Annotated in this window: 12 protein-coding genes; 9 read left to right on the top strand and 3 right to left on the bottom strand. The window is 67.3% G+C overall.

The window, feature by feature from the left end:
- Window positions 1–28 precede the first annotated feature (28 nt).
- On the bottom strand, window positions 29–1,375 hold the full coding sequence (locus tag AABQ55_RS11360; protein ID WP_272805087.1) for a formimidoylglutamate deiminase: 1,347 nt from the start codon (window positions 1,373–1,375) through the stop codon (window positions 29–31).
- A 113-nt stretch (window positions 1,376–1,488) separates the two neighbouring features.
- On the opposite strand from AABQ55_RS11360, the gene hutI reads away from it, so the two are divergent.
- From hutI to AABQ55_RS11325, 7 genes are all read left to right on the top strand, one after another.
- A complete protein-coding gene (gene hutI, locus AABQ55_RS11355; protein WP_272805086.1) occupies window positions 1,489–2,712 on the top strand; it encodes an imidazolonepropionase in 1,224 nt (407 codons plus the stop codon).
- A gap of 42 nt (window positions 2,713–2,754) precedes the next feature.
- Window positions 2,755–4,290: a histidine ammonia-lyase gene (gene hutH / locus AABQ55_RS11350; RefSeq protein ID WP_272805085.1), complete on the top strand. Its 1,536-nt coding sequence runs from the start codon at window positions 2,755–2,757 to the stop codon at window positions 4,288–4,290.
- 325 nt (window positions 4,291–4,615) lie between these two features.
- A complete protein-coding gene (gene hutG / locus AABQ55_RS11345) occupies window positions 4,616–5,419 on the top strand; it encodes an N-formylglutamate deformylase (protein WP_272805084.1) in 804 nt (267 codons plus the stop codon).
- A gap of 16 nt (window positions 5,420–5,435) precedes the next feature.
- Complete coding sequence (gene hutU, locus AABQ55_RS11340) at window positions 5,436–7,112, top strand: urocanate hydratase (RefSeq protein ID WP_272805083.1); 1,677 nt, start codon at window positions 5,436–5,438, stop codon at window positions 7,110–7,112.
- A 42-nt stretch (window positions 7,113–7,154) separates the two neighbouring features.
- Window positions 7,155–7,742, top strand: coding sequence for a HutD/Ves family protein (locus AABQ55_RS11335; protein WP_272805082.1), 588 nt, complete (start codon window positions 7,155–7,157; stop codon window positions 7,740–7,742).
- A gap of 94 nt (window positions 7,743–7,836) precedes the next feature.
- On the top strand, window positions 7,837–8,823 hold the full coding sequence (locus AABQ55_RS11330) for an aldo/keto reductase (protein WP_272805081.1): 987 nt from the start codon (window positions 7,837–7,839) through the stop codon (window positions 8,821–8,823).
- Window positions 8,824–8,947: 124 nt separating this feature from the next.
- Complete coding sequence (locus AABQ55_RS11325; RefSeq protein WP_272805080.1) at window positions 8,948–9,724, top strand: ABC transporter substrate-binding protein; 777 nt, start codon at window positions 8,948–8,950, stop codon at window positions 9,722–9,724.
- Window positions 9,725–9,877: 153 nt separating this feature from the next.
- Here the strand turns inward: AABQ55_RS11325 and AABQ55_RS11320 are convergent, their stop codons facing one another.
- Window positions 9,878–10,093 (bottom strand): hypothetical protein, encoded by a 216-nt coding sequence (locus tag AABQ55_RS11320; RefSeq protein WP_244765846.1) that lies wholly within the window; start codon window positions 10,091–10,093, stop codon window positions 9,878–9,880.
- A 143-nt stretch (window positions 10,094–10,236) separates the two neighbouring features.
- Between AABQ55_RS11320 and AABQ55_RS11315 the strand changes: the two genes are divergently transcribed.
- Window positions 10,237–11,193 carry a LysR family transcriptional regulator gene (locus AABQ55_RS11315; RefSeq protein ID WP_244765847.1) on the top strand — a complete coding sequence of 319 codons (957 nt, stop codon included), beginning with the start codon at window positions 10,237–10,239 and terminating at the stop codon, window positions 11,191–11,193.
- 84 nt (window positions 11,194–11,277) lie between these two features.
- Window positions 11,278–12,402 carry an NAD(P)/FAD-dependent oxidoreductase gene (locus tag AABQ55_RS11310; protein ID WP_272805079.1) on the top strand — a complete coding sequence of 375 codons (1,125 nt, stop codon included), beginning with the start codon at window positions 11,278–11,280 and terminating at the stop codon, window positions 12,400–12,402.
- A gap of 35 nt (window positions 12,403–12,437) precedes the next feature.
- Here the strand turns inward: AABQ55_RS11310 and secD are convergent, their stop codons facing one another.
- Window positions 12,438–14,975 (bottom strand): protein translocase subunit SecD, encoded by a 2,538-nt coding sequence (gene secD, locus AABQ55_RS11305; protein WP_272805078.1) that lies wholly within the window; start codon window positions 14,973–14,975, stop codon window positions 12,438–12,440.
- Window positions 14,976–15,082 lie beyond the last annotated feature (107 nt).

Genomic DNA, 15,082 nt, shown 5'->3' with positions numbered 1-15,082 from the left:
AAAGGCGGGGCCGCCTTTCAATACGTCCTCAGGCCTCGGCCAATGCCCGCATGGTGGCCGTGAAGCGCCGGCCGACCGCCTCGCGCGCCACATGGCGGCCGCCCTCGACCTGCCGGCGGCCATTCACCCAGACGCAATCGACCTTAGCACCATTGGCGAAGATCCAGCCGTCGAGCAACGCATCGCCGGCAAGATCGAGGCCATGGCGGGCCTTCAGGCTGACGAAATCGGCGGGGCTGCCGGCCGAAAGGCCCGATTCGACGCCGAGCGCCGCCGCGCCGCCAAGAAGCGCGCCGTCGAAGAGCGCCCGGCCCGTCGAGCCCCCGGGGGCGGCGAGCACGTTGCGGGCGCGGTGGGCGAGACGCTGCGAATATTCGAGCTGGCGCAGCTCGTCCGGCAGGCCGATCAGCACGTTGGAATCCGAGCCGACGCCGAAGCGACCGCCATGGGCAAGGAAATCCGGCGCCGGGAAGGTTCCGTCGCCGAGATTGGCCTCCGTCACCGGGCAGAGGCCGGCGATCGCCCCGGCCTTCGCCATGCCGCGCGTCTCGGCCTCCGTCATATGCGTCGCATGGATGAAGCACCAGCGGCCATCGACCGCCTGGTTGTCGAGCAGCCATTCCACCGGACGGCGGCCGGACCAGGCGATGCTGTCCTCCACTTCCTTGACCTGCTCGGAGATATGGATGTGGACCGGCGCGTCGCCCGCCATCGCCACGACGTCGGAAAGCTCCTCCGGGGTGACGGCGCGCAGGCTGTGCGGGGCGACGCCGGTGATGCCGGCGGGCAGCGCATCGGTCAGCGCGCGGCAGCGCTCCAGCAATGCGGCATAGGACTGCCGGTCGTTGATGAAGCGGCGCTGGCCCTCGCCCGGCGCGGTGCCGCCAAAGCCGGCATGGGCGTAGAAGACGGGCAGCAGCGTCAGCGCGATGCCGGTCTTGGACGCCGCGGCGGCGATGCGCGCGGCCATCTCGGCGATATCGGCATAGTGCCCGCCGTCCTTGTCGTGGTGCAGGTAGTGGAACTCGCCGACGCGCGTATAGCCCGCCTCCAGCATCTCGACATAGAGCTGGCCGGCAACGGCCTCCACATCGTCGGGCGTCATGGAAAGCGCGAAGCGGTACATGACGTTGCGCCAGCTCCAGAACGAGTCGCTGCCCGGCCCGCGGGTTTCCGCCAGCCCCGCCATGCCGCGCTGGAAGGCGTGGCTGTGCAGGTTGGGCATGCCGGCGACGACGGTGTCGTGGCGCTCGTCGCCAGGCGCCGGCGCGGCGCCGGTTTCGAGCGTCGCGATGCGGCCGTCCACGATGTCTATACGCACATCCTTCGCCCAGCCGCCCGTAAGCAGCGCCTGCCTTGCATGAATGACGGCCATGGCCCGTTCCTTCTCCCGATGGTGCATCCTGGCGCCGCGCCGGCAAATTGGCTCTTGCGCCTCTCGCAATTATGTATATACATTATATCCATCACAGGGAAGAGGCAATCACGATGACGACACCGGAAAAGGACAGTCCCCAAGTCTGGCGCAATGCCCGGCTTGCGACGCTGAAGGAGAGCCTGCCGGACCTCGGCATCATCGAGAACGGCGCGATCGCCGTCCGCGACGGCCGCATCGCCTTTGCCGGCCCCGAGGCCGATCTTCCCGCCGAATTCTCCGCCACCGAGACCATCGACTGCGAAGGCCGCTGGATCACGCCGGGCCTCATCGACTGCCATACCCATCTCGTCCATGCCGGCGACCGCGCCCACGAATTCGAGCTGCGCCTTGACGGCGCCTCCTATGAGGAGATCGCGCGGGCCGGCGGCGGCATCGTCTCCTCCGTCAAGGCGCTGCGCGCCGCGAGCGAGGACGAGCTGGTGCGCCAGACCCTGCCCCGCCTCGACGCGCTGATCGCCGAGGGCGTGACGACGGTCGAACTGAAATCCGGCTACGGCCTCGACACCGAGAACGAGGTGAAATCCCTGCGCGCCGCGCGGCGCATCGCGGAGATGCGCGACGTCACCGTGCGCACCACCTTCCTCGGCGCCCATGCGCTGCCGCCGGAAATGAACGGCGACAAGGCGGCCTATATCGACAAGGTCATCGGTGAGATGCTGCCGGCCGTCGCGGCCGAAGGGCTTGCCGATGCCGTCGACGGTTTCTGCGAGGGCATCGCCTTCTCGCCGGAAGAAATGGCCAGGGTCTTCGACGCCGCCAAGGCGCACGGCCTGCCCGTGAAACTGCATGCCGACCAGCTTTCCAACCTCCACGGCGCGGAAATGGCTGCCCGCTATGGCGCGCTGTCGGCCGACCACCTCGAATATACCGATGATGCGGGCGCGGCGGCCATGGCCAGGGCCGGCACCGTCGCCGTCATCCTGCCGGGCGCCTTCTACTTCATCCGCGAGACAAAGAAGCCGCCGGTCGATCTCTTCCGCAAGCACGGCGTCAGGATGGCCGTCGCGACGGACGCCAATCCCGGCACCTCGCCGCTCACCTCGCTGCTCCTCACCATGAACATGGCCGCGACCCTCTTCGGCATGACCGTTACGGAATGCATTGCCGGCACGACGCGCGAGGCCGCCCGTGCCCTCGGCCTCGTCGACGAAGTGGGAACGCTCGAAGCCGGGAAATGGGCCGATTTCGTCCTCTGGGACATCGGCCGGCCGGCGGAACTGGTCTACCGCATGGGCTTCAACCCCATGCATGCCCGTATCCGCAGCGGACACTGATCCATCCAGTAAGCAGCACAGCGCTGCATCGGGGAATGCACCATGACGATCACGCTCCATCCGGGCTCCGTGCCCCTCAAGACCCTTGAAACCATCTACTGGACCGGCGAGGCCGCCAAGCTCGACGCCTCCTTCGACGCCGGAATCGAGAAGGCCGCCGCGCGCATCGCGCAAATCGCCGGCGGCGACGAGCCGGTCTACGGCATCAATACCGGCTTCGGCAAACTCGCCTCCATCAAGATCGCGCCGGCCGACGTCGCGACCCTCCAGCGCAACCTGATCCTGTCGCATTGCTGCGGCGTCGGCAAACCGCTTGCCGAGAACATCGTCCGCCTCATCATGGCGCTGAAGCTGATCTCGCTCGGCCGCGGCGCGTCCGGCGTGCGCATCGAGGTCGTGCGCCTCATCGAGGCGATGCAGGCCAGGGGCGTCATCCCGGTCATCCCGGAACAGGGCTCCGTCGGCGCCTCCGGCGACCTCGCCCCCCTCGCCCACATGACGGCGGTGATGATCGGCGAAGGCGAGGCCTTTCACGCCGGCGAGCACCTTTCCGGCGGCAAGGCGCTGGAAAAGGCGGGCCTGAAGCCCGTCGTCCTCGCCGCCAAGGAGGGTCTTGCCCTCATCAACGGCACGCAGGTCTCGACCGCCCTGGCGCTCGCCGGCCTCTTCCGCGCCCATCGCGCCGCCCAGGCCGCCCTCGTCACCGGGGCGCTTTCCACCGACGCGGCCATGGGTTCCTCCGCGCCGTTCCATCCGGATATCCACACGCTGCGCGGCCACAAGGGCCAGATCGACGCCGCATCCGCGCTGCGCGCGCTGCTTGCCGGCTCCGTCATCCGCGAAAGCCACATCACCGGCGACGAGCGCGTGCAGGATCCCTATTGCATCCGCTGCCAGCCGCAGGTCGACGGCGCCTGCCTCGATCTGCTGCGTGCCGCCGCCCGGACGCTCGAAATCGAAGCCAATGCCGTCACCGACAACCCGCTGGTCCTCTCCGACGACAGCGTCGTCTCGGGCGGCAACTTCCATGCCGAGCCCGTCGCCTTCGCCGCCGACCAGATCGCCATCGCGGCCTGCGAGATCGGCGCCATCGCCCAGCGCCGCATCGCGCTGCTCGTCGATCCCGCCCTCTCCTTCGGCCTGCCGGCCTTCCTCGCCAGGAAGCCGGGCCTCAATTCCGGCCTGATGATCGCGGAGGTCACCTCGGCCGCGCTGATGAGCGAGAACAAGCAGATGGCGCATCCGGCCTCGGTCGATTCGACGCCGACCTCCGCCAACCAGGAAGACCACGTCTCCATGGCCTGCCACGGCGCCCGCCGCCTCCTGCGCATGACGGAGAACCTCTCCGCCATCATCGGCATCGAGGCGCTGACGGCCGCTCAAGGCATAGAGTTCCGCGCCCCGCTCGTCACCAGCCCGGAGCTGCAGAAGGTCGTCGCCGCGCTGCGCACGGTCGTCGCGACGCTGGAAGAGGATCGCTACATGGCGCATGACCTTGCCGCCGCCAGCACCTTCGTCTCCTCCGGCGCGCTCGCCGCCTCCGTCACCAAGGGCATCCTGCCGGTTCTGGAGGCTTGAGGATGAGTATTTTCGCGAACATACCTCCCTCTGCCCTGCCGGGCATCTCCCCCTCAAGGACAGGGCAATCGCCCATGGAGTTCGACGTTGCCGTTCTCCCCTTCTCCCCCGCGGGGAGAAGGTGGCCCGAAGGGTCGGATGAGGGGGTGACTCTGACGGGTCGTCTGCGCCTTCGCCACCCCCCTCATCCGCCTGCCGGCACCTTCTCCCCGCGGGGGAGAAGGGGATGGGGCAACGGTTTCCCGCCATATGCGATAACCATGCTCCTCGTGGGCGAGATACCCGGCCGGGCAAAGGGGGGTGAGCGCCACCCGGAGGCCGTCCAATGAGCGCCCTCTTCGAAACGCACCAGGGCACCTCGCCCGTCATTCTCGCCTTTCCGCATACCGGTACGGATGTGCCGGCCGATATTTGGGAGCGCCTGAACGATAACGGCCGCATCCTCGCGGATACGGACTGGCACATCGAGCGTCTCTATGCCGGCCTGCTGCCGGAGGCGACGACAGTGCGCGCCACGTTCCACCGCTATGTCGTCGACGCCAACCGCGATCCGGCCGGCGTCAGCCTCTATCCCGGCCAGAACACGACCGGCCTCGTTCCCGAAACGGATTTCGACGGCAAGCATATCTGGAAGGACGGCGCGGCGCCGACCGAGGCGGACATCGCCTACCGGCTCGCCCATTTCCACGCGCCGTACCACGCGGCCCTTGCCGCCGAGATCGAGCGCGTCAAGGCGATCCACGGCGTGGCGATCCTCTACGACTGCCACTCGATCCGCTCGCTGATCCCCTTCCTCTTCGAAGGCCGGCTGCCGGATTTCAATGTGGGCACCGACATGGGCCGCACCTGCGCCAGGGAAATCGAAACGGCGACGTTCGAGATCTGCGCCCGGGCCGAGGGCTATACAAGCATCCTCAACGGCCGCTTCAAGGGCGGCTGGACGACGCGCCACTACGGCAGGCCGGAAACCGGCGTGCACGCCATCCAGATGGAGCTGGCGCAGGTCAGCCACCTTGCCACGGAAGCCCCGCCCTTCGCCCTCGACGAGGCGAAGGCCGCAAGACTGCGCATTCCCCTCAAGGACATCCTGAACCGTATCGAGGCGCTCGCCTCCACCCTCACACGCTGATCCGGGAGAACCAGCCATGACCGACAATCCCCGCCACAACATCCGCGAAATCCGCGCCGCCACCGGCACCGAGCGCACCGCCAAGAGCTGGCTGACCGAAGCGCCGCTGCGCATGCTGATGAACAACCTCGACCCGGACGTCGCGGAAAACCCGCACGAGCTCGTCGTTTACGGCGGCATCGGCCGCGCCGCCCGCACCTGGGCCGATTTCGACAGGATCGTCGCCTCGCTGCGCGACCTCGAGGACAACGAGACGCTGATCGTGCAGTCCGGCAAGCCGGTCGGCATCTTCCGCACGCACAAGGATGCGCCGCGCGTCCTCATCGCCAATTCCAACCTCGTGCCGCACTGGGCCACCTGGGACCATTTCAACGAGCTGGATAAGAAGGGCCTTGCCATGTACGGCCAGATGACGGCCGGCTCGTGGATCTATATCGGCTCGCAGGGCATCGTGCAGGGCACCTACGAGACCTTCGTCGAGGCCGGTCGCCAGCACTATGGCGGCAACCTCAAGGGCAAGTGGGTGCTGACCGGCGGTCTCGGTGGCATGGGCGGCGCCCAGCCGCTCGCCGCCGTCATGGCCGGCGCCTCGTGCCTTGCCGTCGAGTGCAACCCCGATTCGATCGATTTCCGCCTGCGCACCCGCTATATCGACGAGAAGGCCGAAACGCTCGACGAGGCCATGGCGATGATCGACCGCTGGACGAAGACCGGCGAGGCCAAGTCCGTCGGCCTGCTCGGCAATGCCGCCGAGATCCTGCCGGAGATGATCCGCCGCGGCATCCGCCCCGACATGGTCACCGACCAGACCTCCGCCCACGACCCGATCAACGGCTACCTGCCGAAGGGCTGGACCATGGCCGAGTGGAAGGCCAAGCGCGAAAGCGACCCGAAGGCCGTCGAAAAGGCCGCCCGCGCCTCGATGCGCGAGCATGTCGAAGCGATGATCGCTTTCCAGGACATGGGCATCCCGACCTTCGACTACGGCAACAACATCCGCCAGGTCGCCAAGGACGAGGGCCTCGAAAACGCCTTCGCCTTCCCGGGATTCGTGCCGGCCTATATCCGCCCGCTGTTCTGCAAGGGCATCGGCCCGTTCCGCTGGGCGGCGCTGTCCGGCGATCCGGAGGACATCTACAAGACCGACGCCAAGGTGAAGGAACTGCTGCCCGACAACAAGCACCTGCACAACTGGCTGGACATGGCGAAGGAGCGCATCTCCTTCCAGGGCCTGCCGGCGCGCATCTGCTGGGTCGGCCTCGGCGACCGCCACCGCCTCGGCCTCGCCTTCAACGAGATGGTCAAGAACGGCGAGCTGAAGGCACCGATCGTCATCGGCCGCGACCATCTGGATTCCGGCTCCGTCGCCTCGCCGAACCGCGAGACGGAAGCGATGAAGGACGGTTCGGACGCGGTGTCCGACTGGCCGCTGCTCAATGCCCTGCTCAACACCGCCTCGGGCGCGACCTGGGTCTCGCTCCATCACGGCGGCGGCGTCGGCATGGGCTTCTCGCAGCATTCGGGCGTCGTCATCTGCTGCGACGGCACGGATGAGGCCGCCGAGCGCGTCGGCCGCGTGCTGTGGAACGACCCGGCGACCGGCGTCATGCGCCACGCCGACGCCGGCTACGACACCGCGCTCGACTGCGCCCGCGAAAAGGGCCTGCGCCTGCCGGGCATCCTCGGCAACTGATGCATATCGCCTGAAAGTGCGCAGCGGTTTTGGGAGAACGATATGCACAATAAACCGAGACTTTTGCGCAACAGCGACCATCGCCGCATGCCGTGGAAGAACGGCGGCGGCGAGACGGTCGAGGTGATCGTCCATCCGGAAGGCGCGAGCCTTTCGGATTTCGGCTGGCGCGTCAGCATGGCGCGCGTGGCGGGCGACGGGCCCTTCTCCGTCTTCCCCGGCATCGACCGCACGCTGGCGGTCCTTGCCGGAGACGGCATGGCGCTCTCGATCGAGGGACTTGGCGAGGCGCTGCTGACGCCCGCCTCCAAGCCGCTGGCCTTCCCGGCCGATGCGCCGACCACGGCGCGCCTCACGGCAGGGCCGATCACCGACCTCAACGTGATGACCCGACGCGGCGCCTTCCGGCACAGGCTGACGCATCACGTCGCGCGTGATGCAGTGGCGCTGCCGGAAACGACGGGAGAACGTCTGCTGCTGGCGCTGGAACCGCTCGGCGTCTCCACGCCGGAAGGCCTCGTCGGGCTCCAGCCGCTCGATGCGCTCGTGCTCGACGGCGGATCGGCGGCGGAGATCGTGCCGGCCGGCGAAGAGACCGCCTTCTATCTGGTGGAAATCACCCAGGACTGACCGTTTGCGGAGAAGCGATTTCCTTGTCCGCCCCGGAGCGGAGTGCTACCTCCCGACACATTCGCTCATTGGGCATTTGTCGGGAGAGATTTTTATGAGACATCGCAAATTCGGCCGCACGGGTTTCACCACCACGGATATCGGCTTCGGCGCCTGGCAGATCGGCGGCGCCTGGGGTGATGTCAGCGAGGCGGACGGCCGCGCCGCCCTCAACGCCGCGCTCGACGCCGGCATGTCCTTCATCGACACCGCCGACGTCTATGGCGACGGCCGCTCGGAAAAGATCATCGCCGACGTCCTGAAGGACCGTGGCGGCCAGCGCCCGATGGTGGCCACCAAGGCCGGGCGCCGGCTTTCCCCGCATGTCGCCGATGGCTACACCAAGGAAAACCTCGAAGGCTTCATCGACCGCAGCCTGAAGAACCTCGGCGTCGAGCGGCTCGATCTCGTGCAGCTGCACTGCCCGCCGACGGAGGTCTACTACCGTCCGGAGGTCTTCCATGCGCTGGAAGAGATCAAGGCCGCCGGCAAGATCGCCAATTACGGCGTCAGCGTCGAGAAGGTCGAGGAGGCGCTGAAGGCGATCGAATATCCCGGCGTCGTCAGCGTGCAGATCATCTACAACATGTTCCGCCAGCGCCCGGCGCAGCTCTTCTTCAAGGAAGCCGCCCGCCGCCAGGTCGCCGTCATCGCCCGCGTGCCGCTGGCAAGCGGCCTGCTCTCGGGCAAGATCACGCGCGACACCGCCTTTGCCGCCGACGACCACCGCAACTTCAACCGCCAGGGCGACGCCTTCGATGTCGGCGAGACCTTTGCCGGCGTGCCCTTCGAGACCGGCCTTCAGGCCGTCGAGGAAATCCGTGCGCTGGTGCCGGCCGGCACCGCCATGGCTGCCTTCGCGCTGCGCTGGATCCTGATGGCCGATGCGGTCAGCGTCGTCATTCCGGGCGCGCGCAACGCCGCGCAGGCCGAGGCGAATGCCCGGGCCGCAAGCCTGCCGGCGCTTTCGGACGACGTGATGGAGGCGACGCGCGAGATCTATTACCGGCTCGTCGCGCCGCATGTGCACGGTCGCTGGTAGGGCGCGGCCCTGCGGCTTCGCGCATCAACTGAAATGATAGCCGACATCATGGCTATCTATTTCGTTTATGCACGAGGCCGCGCTACCGTTCCCCATCGGTCACAATCACAACAGGGGAACGACCATGAAGACAATGCTGCTCGCGCTGGCTCTCGCAGGCTCCACGCTGCTTTCCGGCCCGGCTTTCGCCGAGACGCTGAAGATCGGCACGGAAGGCGCCTACCCGCCCTTCAACTTCCAGGATTCCGCGGGACAACTCGGCGGCTTCGACGTGGAGATCGGCCTTGCGCTCTGCGAGAAGATGAAGGTCGAGTGCGACGTGGTCGCGCAGGACTGGGACGGCATCATTCCCGGCCTCGTCGCCAAGAAATACGACATGATCATCGCCTCGATGTTCATCACCGAGGAGCGCAAGAAGCAGGTCAACTTCACCGACCCCTACTATCTCGCCGCCATGACCCATGCCGCACCGAAGGGCGCCGGCATCACCGATTTCACCAATGAAGGCATGAAGGGCAAGACGATCGGCGCCCAGTCCGGCACCACGCAGGCCGATTTTGCCGCCGCCGTCTATCCGGATGCGGACATCAAGCTCTACCCGACGCAGGACGAGGTGAACCTCGACATGGCGAACGGCCGCCTCGACCTGCAGGTCGGCGACATGATCCCGCTGCTCGACTGGGTCACCAAGAACGACGACGGCAAAGCCTGCTGCGAACTGATCGGCGAACCGATCACCGACCCGAAATTCGTCGGCGAAGGCGTCGGCATCGCGGTGCGCCAGGAAGACAACGACCTGCGCGAGAAGCTGAACGCCGCGCTGAAGGCGATCCGCGAGGACGGCACCTACCAGAAGATCAACGACAAGTACTTCTCCATCGACATCTATACGATGAAGTGATCCCCCTCCTCGCTCGGGGGCGGGCTCGACCCGATCATGCAAAGCCGCGGGGCCCGCGAGGGTCCTCGGGTTGAATTCGCGGATGACGCGATTGGTCGGGGCGATGTTGCGATCAGGTCGAGGCGGCTTCGGCCGCCTTTCACCTGTCCGGGCTCAGGGATCGAAGCGGGTGCGGTTTTCACCGCGAACGCCGTCCATGGGCCGCGTGAAGAAGGCTTCGTCGCTGCCCTCGCCGTCAAGGCTGACCAGAAACGGATGTGGGTCCAGCGCCCGCCGCGGGCGAAACTCCATGCGCGCCTCCACGCCGCCTGCCAGGAGCTCGTCGAGATAGGCTCCCGCGAGTCCGCTGGTGCTAAACCTTTGCCACATAATGCATTTCCCCCTCTTCCGGCGACCGGAATGCGCCGGGCTCCTTTTTGGTTCCGCGAAAAACGGCGCCTGCCGATCACATTTCAGGGCACGCCAGCCCGCCGCCTCTTGCCTTTCCCGACCCCTTGGCCGTAGCTACGCGCATGCCGATCAACCGCCTCGAACGCTTCGCCCACAATCTCGACTGGAACCTGCTGCGCACCTTCGTGGTCGTAGTGGAGGAAGGCTCGATCACGCGGGCGGCGAACCGGCTGCTGCTGCAGCAGCCGGCCGTCAGCATGGCGCTGAAGCGGCTGGAGCAATCGGTCGGCCACCGGCTGATCGACCGCAGCCCGGGCCGCTTCGAGCTGACGGAGGCCGGCGAGCGGCTGCATGCGCTCTGTCACGACATCTTCACCGCCATCGTGCGCCTGCCGGAGGCCATGCAGCTTTCCGGCGAGGATATTTCCGGCCACATCACCCTCCATGCCGTCAGCCATGCCATGAATCCGGCCTGGGACCGGGCGATCGCCGATTTCTTCCGGCAGCATCCGCGCGTCACCATGGGCGTGACGGTCGAGACGACGACGGATGTCATCCGTTCGGTGGAGCGGGGCGTCGCGACGCTCGGCCTTTCCGACGGCATCATTCCGGAGGGATTGGAGAAGACGCCCTTCTGCTACGAGCGCTACGCGCTCTATTGCGGCCGCGGGCACCGGCTGTTCGGCGTGCGCGATGCCCGGCTGGAGGACCTGAGGGGCGAGCCCTATGTCAGCTTCCTCGCCGACGTGCTCGGCGGGCCGCATATGGGCCCGGTGACGGCCGTGCGTGCCATCGGCTCCTTCGGCCAGCAGGTACGGGCGCTGGCCTTCAACGTGGAAGAAGTGCTGCGGCTGGTGGTGGCCAATGCCGGCATCGGCATGCTGCCGGTGCACCTGACCGGCGCGGCGCTGGCGGCTGGCGAGCTCTGGCAGCTGCCGCCCTATGACGACCTGCCGGTGACCGAGACCTTCCGCATCACCAATCCCGGTTCCGCGCTCAACCCGGCCGAACGCGCCTTCCTCGCCCATATGGCCGATGTGCCGGCCTGGCGCTGGGGCGAGCCGCATCAATCCGGCTGATAACCACTTTCATCCCTATAAATTTGAAGAATGCGGCCGGCTTGCTTAGGCAGGAGGGACAAGGGTCCACAGCGGAGGCGGGTCATGCGGACATTCGACATCGTGATCATCGGCGGCGGCATTGCCGGCCTTTCGCTCGCCTATTTCCTGAGCCCGCACCGCTCCGTCGCCGTGCTGGAGCAGGAGGGCGCGCTCGGCTATCACAGCACCGGCCGCTCGGCGGCGGAATTCACGCTGCGGGACAATGCGCCGCTGGTGAATGCGCTTGCCCGCGCCAGCCATGCTTTCCTGATGCGGCCGCCCGAGGGGTTCGCCGCCGTGCCGCTGCTCATCGAGCGGGGCAGCATCATCCTCGGCGCGGCGGAGAAGGCGGCGCTGGTGCGCGAACGCTTCGAAACGGCCAGAAGCCTCGGCGTGGCGGTGGAATGGCTGGACGAGGCCGCCATGCTCGCCCGTGCGCCGATGCTGGACCCCGCCTATGCGGCCGCCGCCTATTTCGACCCCGACTACTGGGACATCGAGGTGGACGCGCTGCTGCAATCCTATGCCCGCCACGCCCGGCGCCATGGTGCCCAGATCGTCGAGGGCCGCCGCTTTGCCGGCGCCCGCCGCGCCGGCGGCCGATGGCTGATCGAAGCCGGCGAGGAGACGATCGCCGCCGGCATGCTGGTGAATGCGGCCGGCGGCTGGGCCGATGCGGTCGCCGCGCTTTCCGGCGTCGCGCCCGCCGGCATCGTGCCGCATCGCCGCACGGCCATCACCATCGACCTGCCCGATGGCATCGACGCGAGCCGCCTGCCGGAGATCAACGAGATCGAGGACCTGTTCTACTTCAAGCCGGAGGGTGGCCGCCTGCTGGCCTCGCCCGCCGATGAGACGCCCTGCGAGCCGGCGGACGTGCAGCCGGAAGAGCTCGACATCGCCTATGCCGCCCACTATGTCGAGGAGGCGACGACACTCACGGTGCGCCGCGTTTTCCGGAGCTGGGCCGGCATGCGCAGTTTCTCCGCGGACCGCCTGCCCGTCATCGGCCCGGCCGGGGACGAGCCGTCCTTCTTCTGGCTCGCCGGCCAGGGCGGCTACGGCATCCTGACCTCGCCCGCCCTCGGCAGCCTTTCCGCCGCCCTCCTCACCGGAAGCCCGGTGCCCGAGCCGCTCGCCCGCGAGGGCATAACGGCGGAGACCTTCAGCCCCCGCCGCCTCTCCTGAAACGAAACGGGCGCCCCAGGGGCGCCCGTTCTGTTTTATGCTTCCGTTGCCGGCGTCGTTGCCGAAGCGGCCGCCCGCGCGGTATCGCGGTCCTTCCACCAGCGGCTGAGGAAGAGCAGGATCGGGCCGCCGATATAGATCGACGAGGTGGTCGCAACGACCACGCCGAACAGCATCGGCCAGGCGAACGGCTTGACCGTGTCGCCGCCCCAGATCGCCATCGGCAGCAGCGAGGCGGCGACGGCGACCGAGGTGAAGATGCATCGCATGACCACCTGGTTGATCGACAGGTCGATGAGGTCGGAGAACGGCATCGACTTGTACTTGCGCAGGTTCTCGCGCATGCGGTCGTAGACCACCACCTTGTCGTTGACCGAGTAGCCGATCAGCGTCAGCACCGCGGCGATGGCCGTCAGGTTGAAGTCGATCTGCATCAGCGAGAAGAAGCCGATCATCTTGGTGATATCCAGGATCAGCGTCGCGATGGCGCCCACGGCGAAGTGCCACTCGAACCGCCACCAGATGTAGAGCAGGATCGCCACCATGCCGAGACCGACGGCGAGGAAGCCGGAACGGGCAAGCTCGGTGCTGACCGTCGGGCCGACCACTTCCGTCCGCTCGAAATTGGCATCCGGGATCACTTCGGCAACGCCGTCGCGGATCTTCTGCAGGGCCGCCGTCTGCACCTCTTCGCCGCCCGGCTGGCGCTGGACGCGCACGAGGACCGAGGTGCCCTGGCCGAATTCCTGCAGGGCCACTTCACCGAGGTTCAGCCCCTCCATCTTCTCGCGCAGCGGGGCGAGGTCGATCGGCGTCTTGGACGTTGCCTCGACCTGGATGCCGCCGACGAAGTCGATGCCGTAGTTGAGGCCCGGCGTGAAGAACAGGATGATCGAGCTGATCGAGATGAAGGCCGACATGGCGATGGCGATGTAGCGCCCGCGCATGAAGGAGAAGTTCGGGATGCTCCAGACCTTGCCGAAGATCGAATGGATGTCGATCCGCTTCATCTTGCGGCGGATGACCACCTCGCGCATCAGGAGGCGCACGAAGGTGATGGAGGTGAACATCGAGATCGCAAGGCCGATGATCATGGTGATGGCGAAGCCGCGCACCGGGCCCGAGCCGAACATGAAGAGCAGGATCATGCCAACCATGGTCGTCATGTTGCCGTCGACGATGGTCGCATAGGCCTTGTTGAAGCCGACGTCGAGCGCCTTCATGGCCCCCGCCCCCGCCGCCGTCTCCTCTCGGATACGGGCATTGATCAGGATGTTGGCGTCGACGGCCATGCCGATGCCGAGGATGATGCCGGCGATGCCGGGCAAGGTGAGCGTCGAGCCGAGCAGGCCGAGCGTGCCGATGGTCAGCACCGTGTGCAGCACGAGGCCGAGATTGGCGATGAGGCCCCACGAACCGTAGAGCACCTGCATCAGCACGACGACGGCGGCAAGGCCGGCAAGGCCGGTATAGAGGCCCATGCGGATCGAGTCGGAGCCGAGGTTCGGGCCGACGGTGCGCTCCTCGATGATGGTGAGCGGCGCCGGCAGCGCGCCGGAGCGCAGCAGCGCCGAAAGGACGGTCGCTTCCTGCGGGTTGAAGTTGCCCGAAATCTGGCCCTGGCCGCCGATGATCGGTTCGCGGATGACGGGGGCCGTCAGCACCTTGCCGTCGAGCACGATGGCGAAGGGTTTTCCCACATTCGCCTGGGTGATCTCCGCGAACTGGCGCGCGCCGGTGGAATCGAAGCTGAACGAGACGATCGGCTCGTTCGTGCGCTGGTCGAAGCCGGCCTTGGCATCCGCGAGGCGATCGCCCGAAATGGCGACGCGCTCTTCCACGGCGTATTTGCCGGGGTCGTTGGCGCCGGGCAGGATCATGACGCCGCGCGGGGCGACGCCGTTCGGATCCACGGTCTGGTCGACCATGTGGAAGCTCATCTGCGCGGTCGAGCCGAGAAGCTGGCGCAGGCGCGTCGGATCCTGCAGGCCCGGCAGCTGGACGAGGATGCGATCGCCGCCGACGCGCTGGATGAGCGGTTCGGCGACGCCGACCTGGTCGACGCGGCGGCGGATGATCTCGAGGCTCTGCTCGACGGCGGCGGACATGCGCTCGTTGATGCCCGCTTCCGTCAGCGTGACATTGATCAGGTTGCCGCTGGTGGCGACATCGATATCGGCGCTGCCGGCGGTAAAGCCGAGCGTCGTCGTCGGCGTCGCGAGCTTGCGCACCTCCGGCAGGATCTTGTCGCGCGCCGCCGGGTCGGGCAGCGTGATCGTCAGCGTCGAGCCGCTGAGGCGTGCGGCCGAAGCGCGCTCGCCGGCTGTGCGCAGGATCGCGCGCGTATCGTTCAGCAGCACGTCCATGCGCGCCTTGCGCAGCGCCGCCGAATCGACCTCCAGCACGAGATGCGAACCGCCCTTCAGGTCGAGGCCGAGCGTCACGGGATTGGCGGGCAGGAAGCGCCCGAATTTCGCCTGCTGTTCAGGCGTCAGCACGTTGGGCACGGCCGCGAGCACCCCGAAGAGGATGATCGCGATATAGACCAACAATGCCCATTTGGAGGTTTTCATGGGGTTGTTCCATCTAGACTGCCGGACGGGCGCGACGTGAAGCCGGCACCGTCCGCGGGAATCGGAATTTCGAACGAATGGCGCGGCGTACGGGACGCCACAGGGCC

The organism is Shinella sp. WSD5-1, assembly GCF_963942435.1.
Taxonomy (GTDB): Bacteria; Pseudomonadota; Alphaproteobacteria; order Rhizobiales; family Rhizobiaceae; genus Shinella; species Shinella yambaruensis.
The sequence above is the reverse complement of the archived record's forward strand: the minus strand, read 5'-3'. Positions and strand labels throughout refer to the sequence as shown.

What these genes read in the sequence shown, in the direction of transcription:
- hutU (WP_272805083.1), top strand. Translation starts at nt 5,436, where the DNA reads ATGACCGACAATCCCCGCCACAACATCCGCGAAATCCGCGCCGCCACC.
- AABQ55_RS11310 (WP_272805079.1), top strand. Translation starts at nt 11,278, where the DNA reads ATGCGGACATTCGACATCGTGATCATCGGCGGCGGCATTGCCGGCCTT.
- AABQ55_RS11325 (WP_272805080.1), top strand. Translation starts at nt 8,948, where the DNA reads ATGAAGACAATGCTGCTCGCGCTGGCTCTCGCAGGCTCCACGCTGCTT.
- hutH (WP_272805085.1), top strand. Translation starts at nt 2,755, where the DNA reads ATGACGATCACGCTCCATCCGGGCTCCGTGCCCCTCAAGACCCTTGAA.
- hutI (WP_272805086.1), top strand. Translation starts at nt 1,489, where the DNA reads ATGACGACACCGGAAAAGGACAGTCCCCAAGTCTGGCGCAATGCCCGG.
- hutG (WP_272805084.1), top strand. Translation starts at nt 4,616, where the DNA reads ATGAGCGCCCTCTTCGAAACGCACCAGGGCACCTCGCCCGTCATTCTC.
- AABQ55_RS11335 (WP_272805082.1), top strand. Translation starts at nt 7,155, where the DNA reads ATGCACAATAAACCGAGACTTTTGCGCAACAGCGACCATCGCCGCATG.
- secD (WP_272805078.1), bottom strand. Translation starts at nt 14,975, where the DNA reads ATGAAAACCTCCAAATGGGCATTGTTGGTCTATATCGCGATCATCCTC.
- AABQ55_RS11320 (WP_244765846.1), bottom strand. Translation starts at nt 10,093, where the DNA reads ATGTGGCAAAGGTTTAGCACCAGCGGACTCGCGGGAGCCTATCTCGAC.
- AABQ55_RS11360 (WP_272805087.1), bottom strand. Translation starts at nt 1,375, where the DNA reads ATGGCCGTCATTCATGCAAGGCAGGCGCTGCTTACGGGCGGCTGGGCG.
- AABQ55_RS11330 (WP_272805081.1), top strand. Translation starts at nt 7,837, where the DNA reads ATGAGACATCGCAAATTCGGCCGCACGGGTTTCACCACCACGGATATC.
- AABQ55_RS11315 (WP_244765847.1), top strand. Translation starts at nt 10,237, where the DNA reads ATGCCGATCAACCGCCTCGAACGCTTCGCCCACAATCTCGACTGGAAC.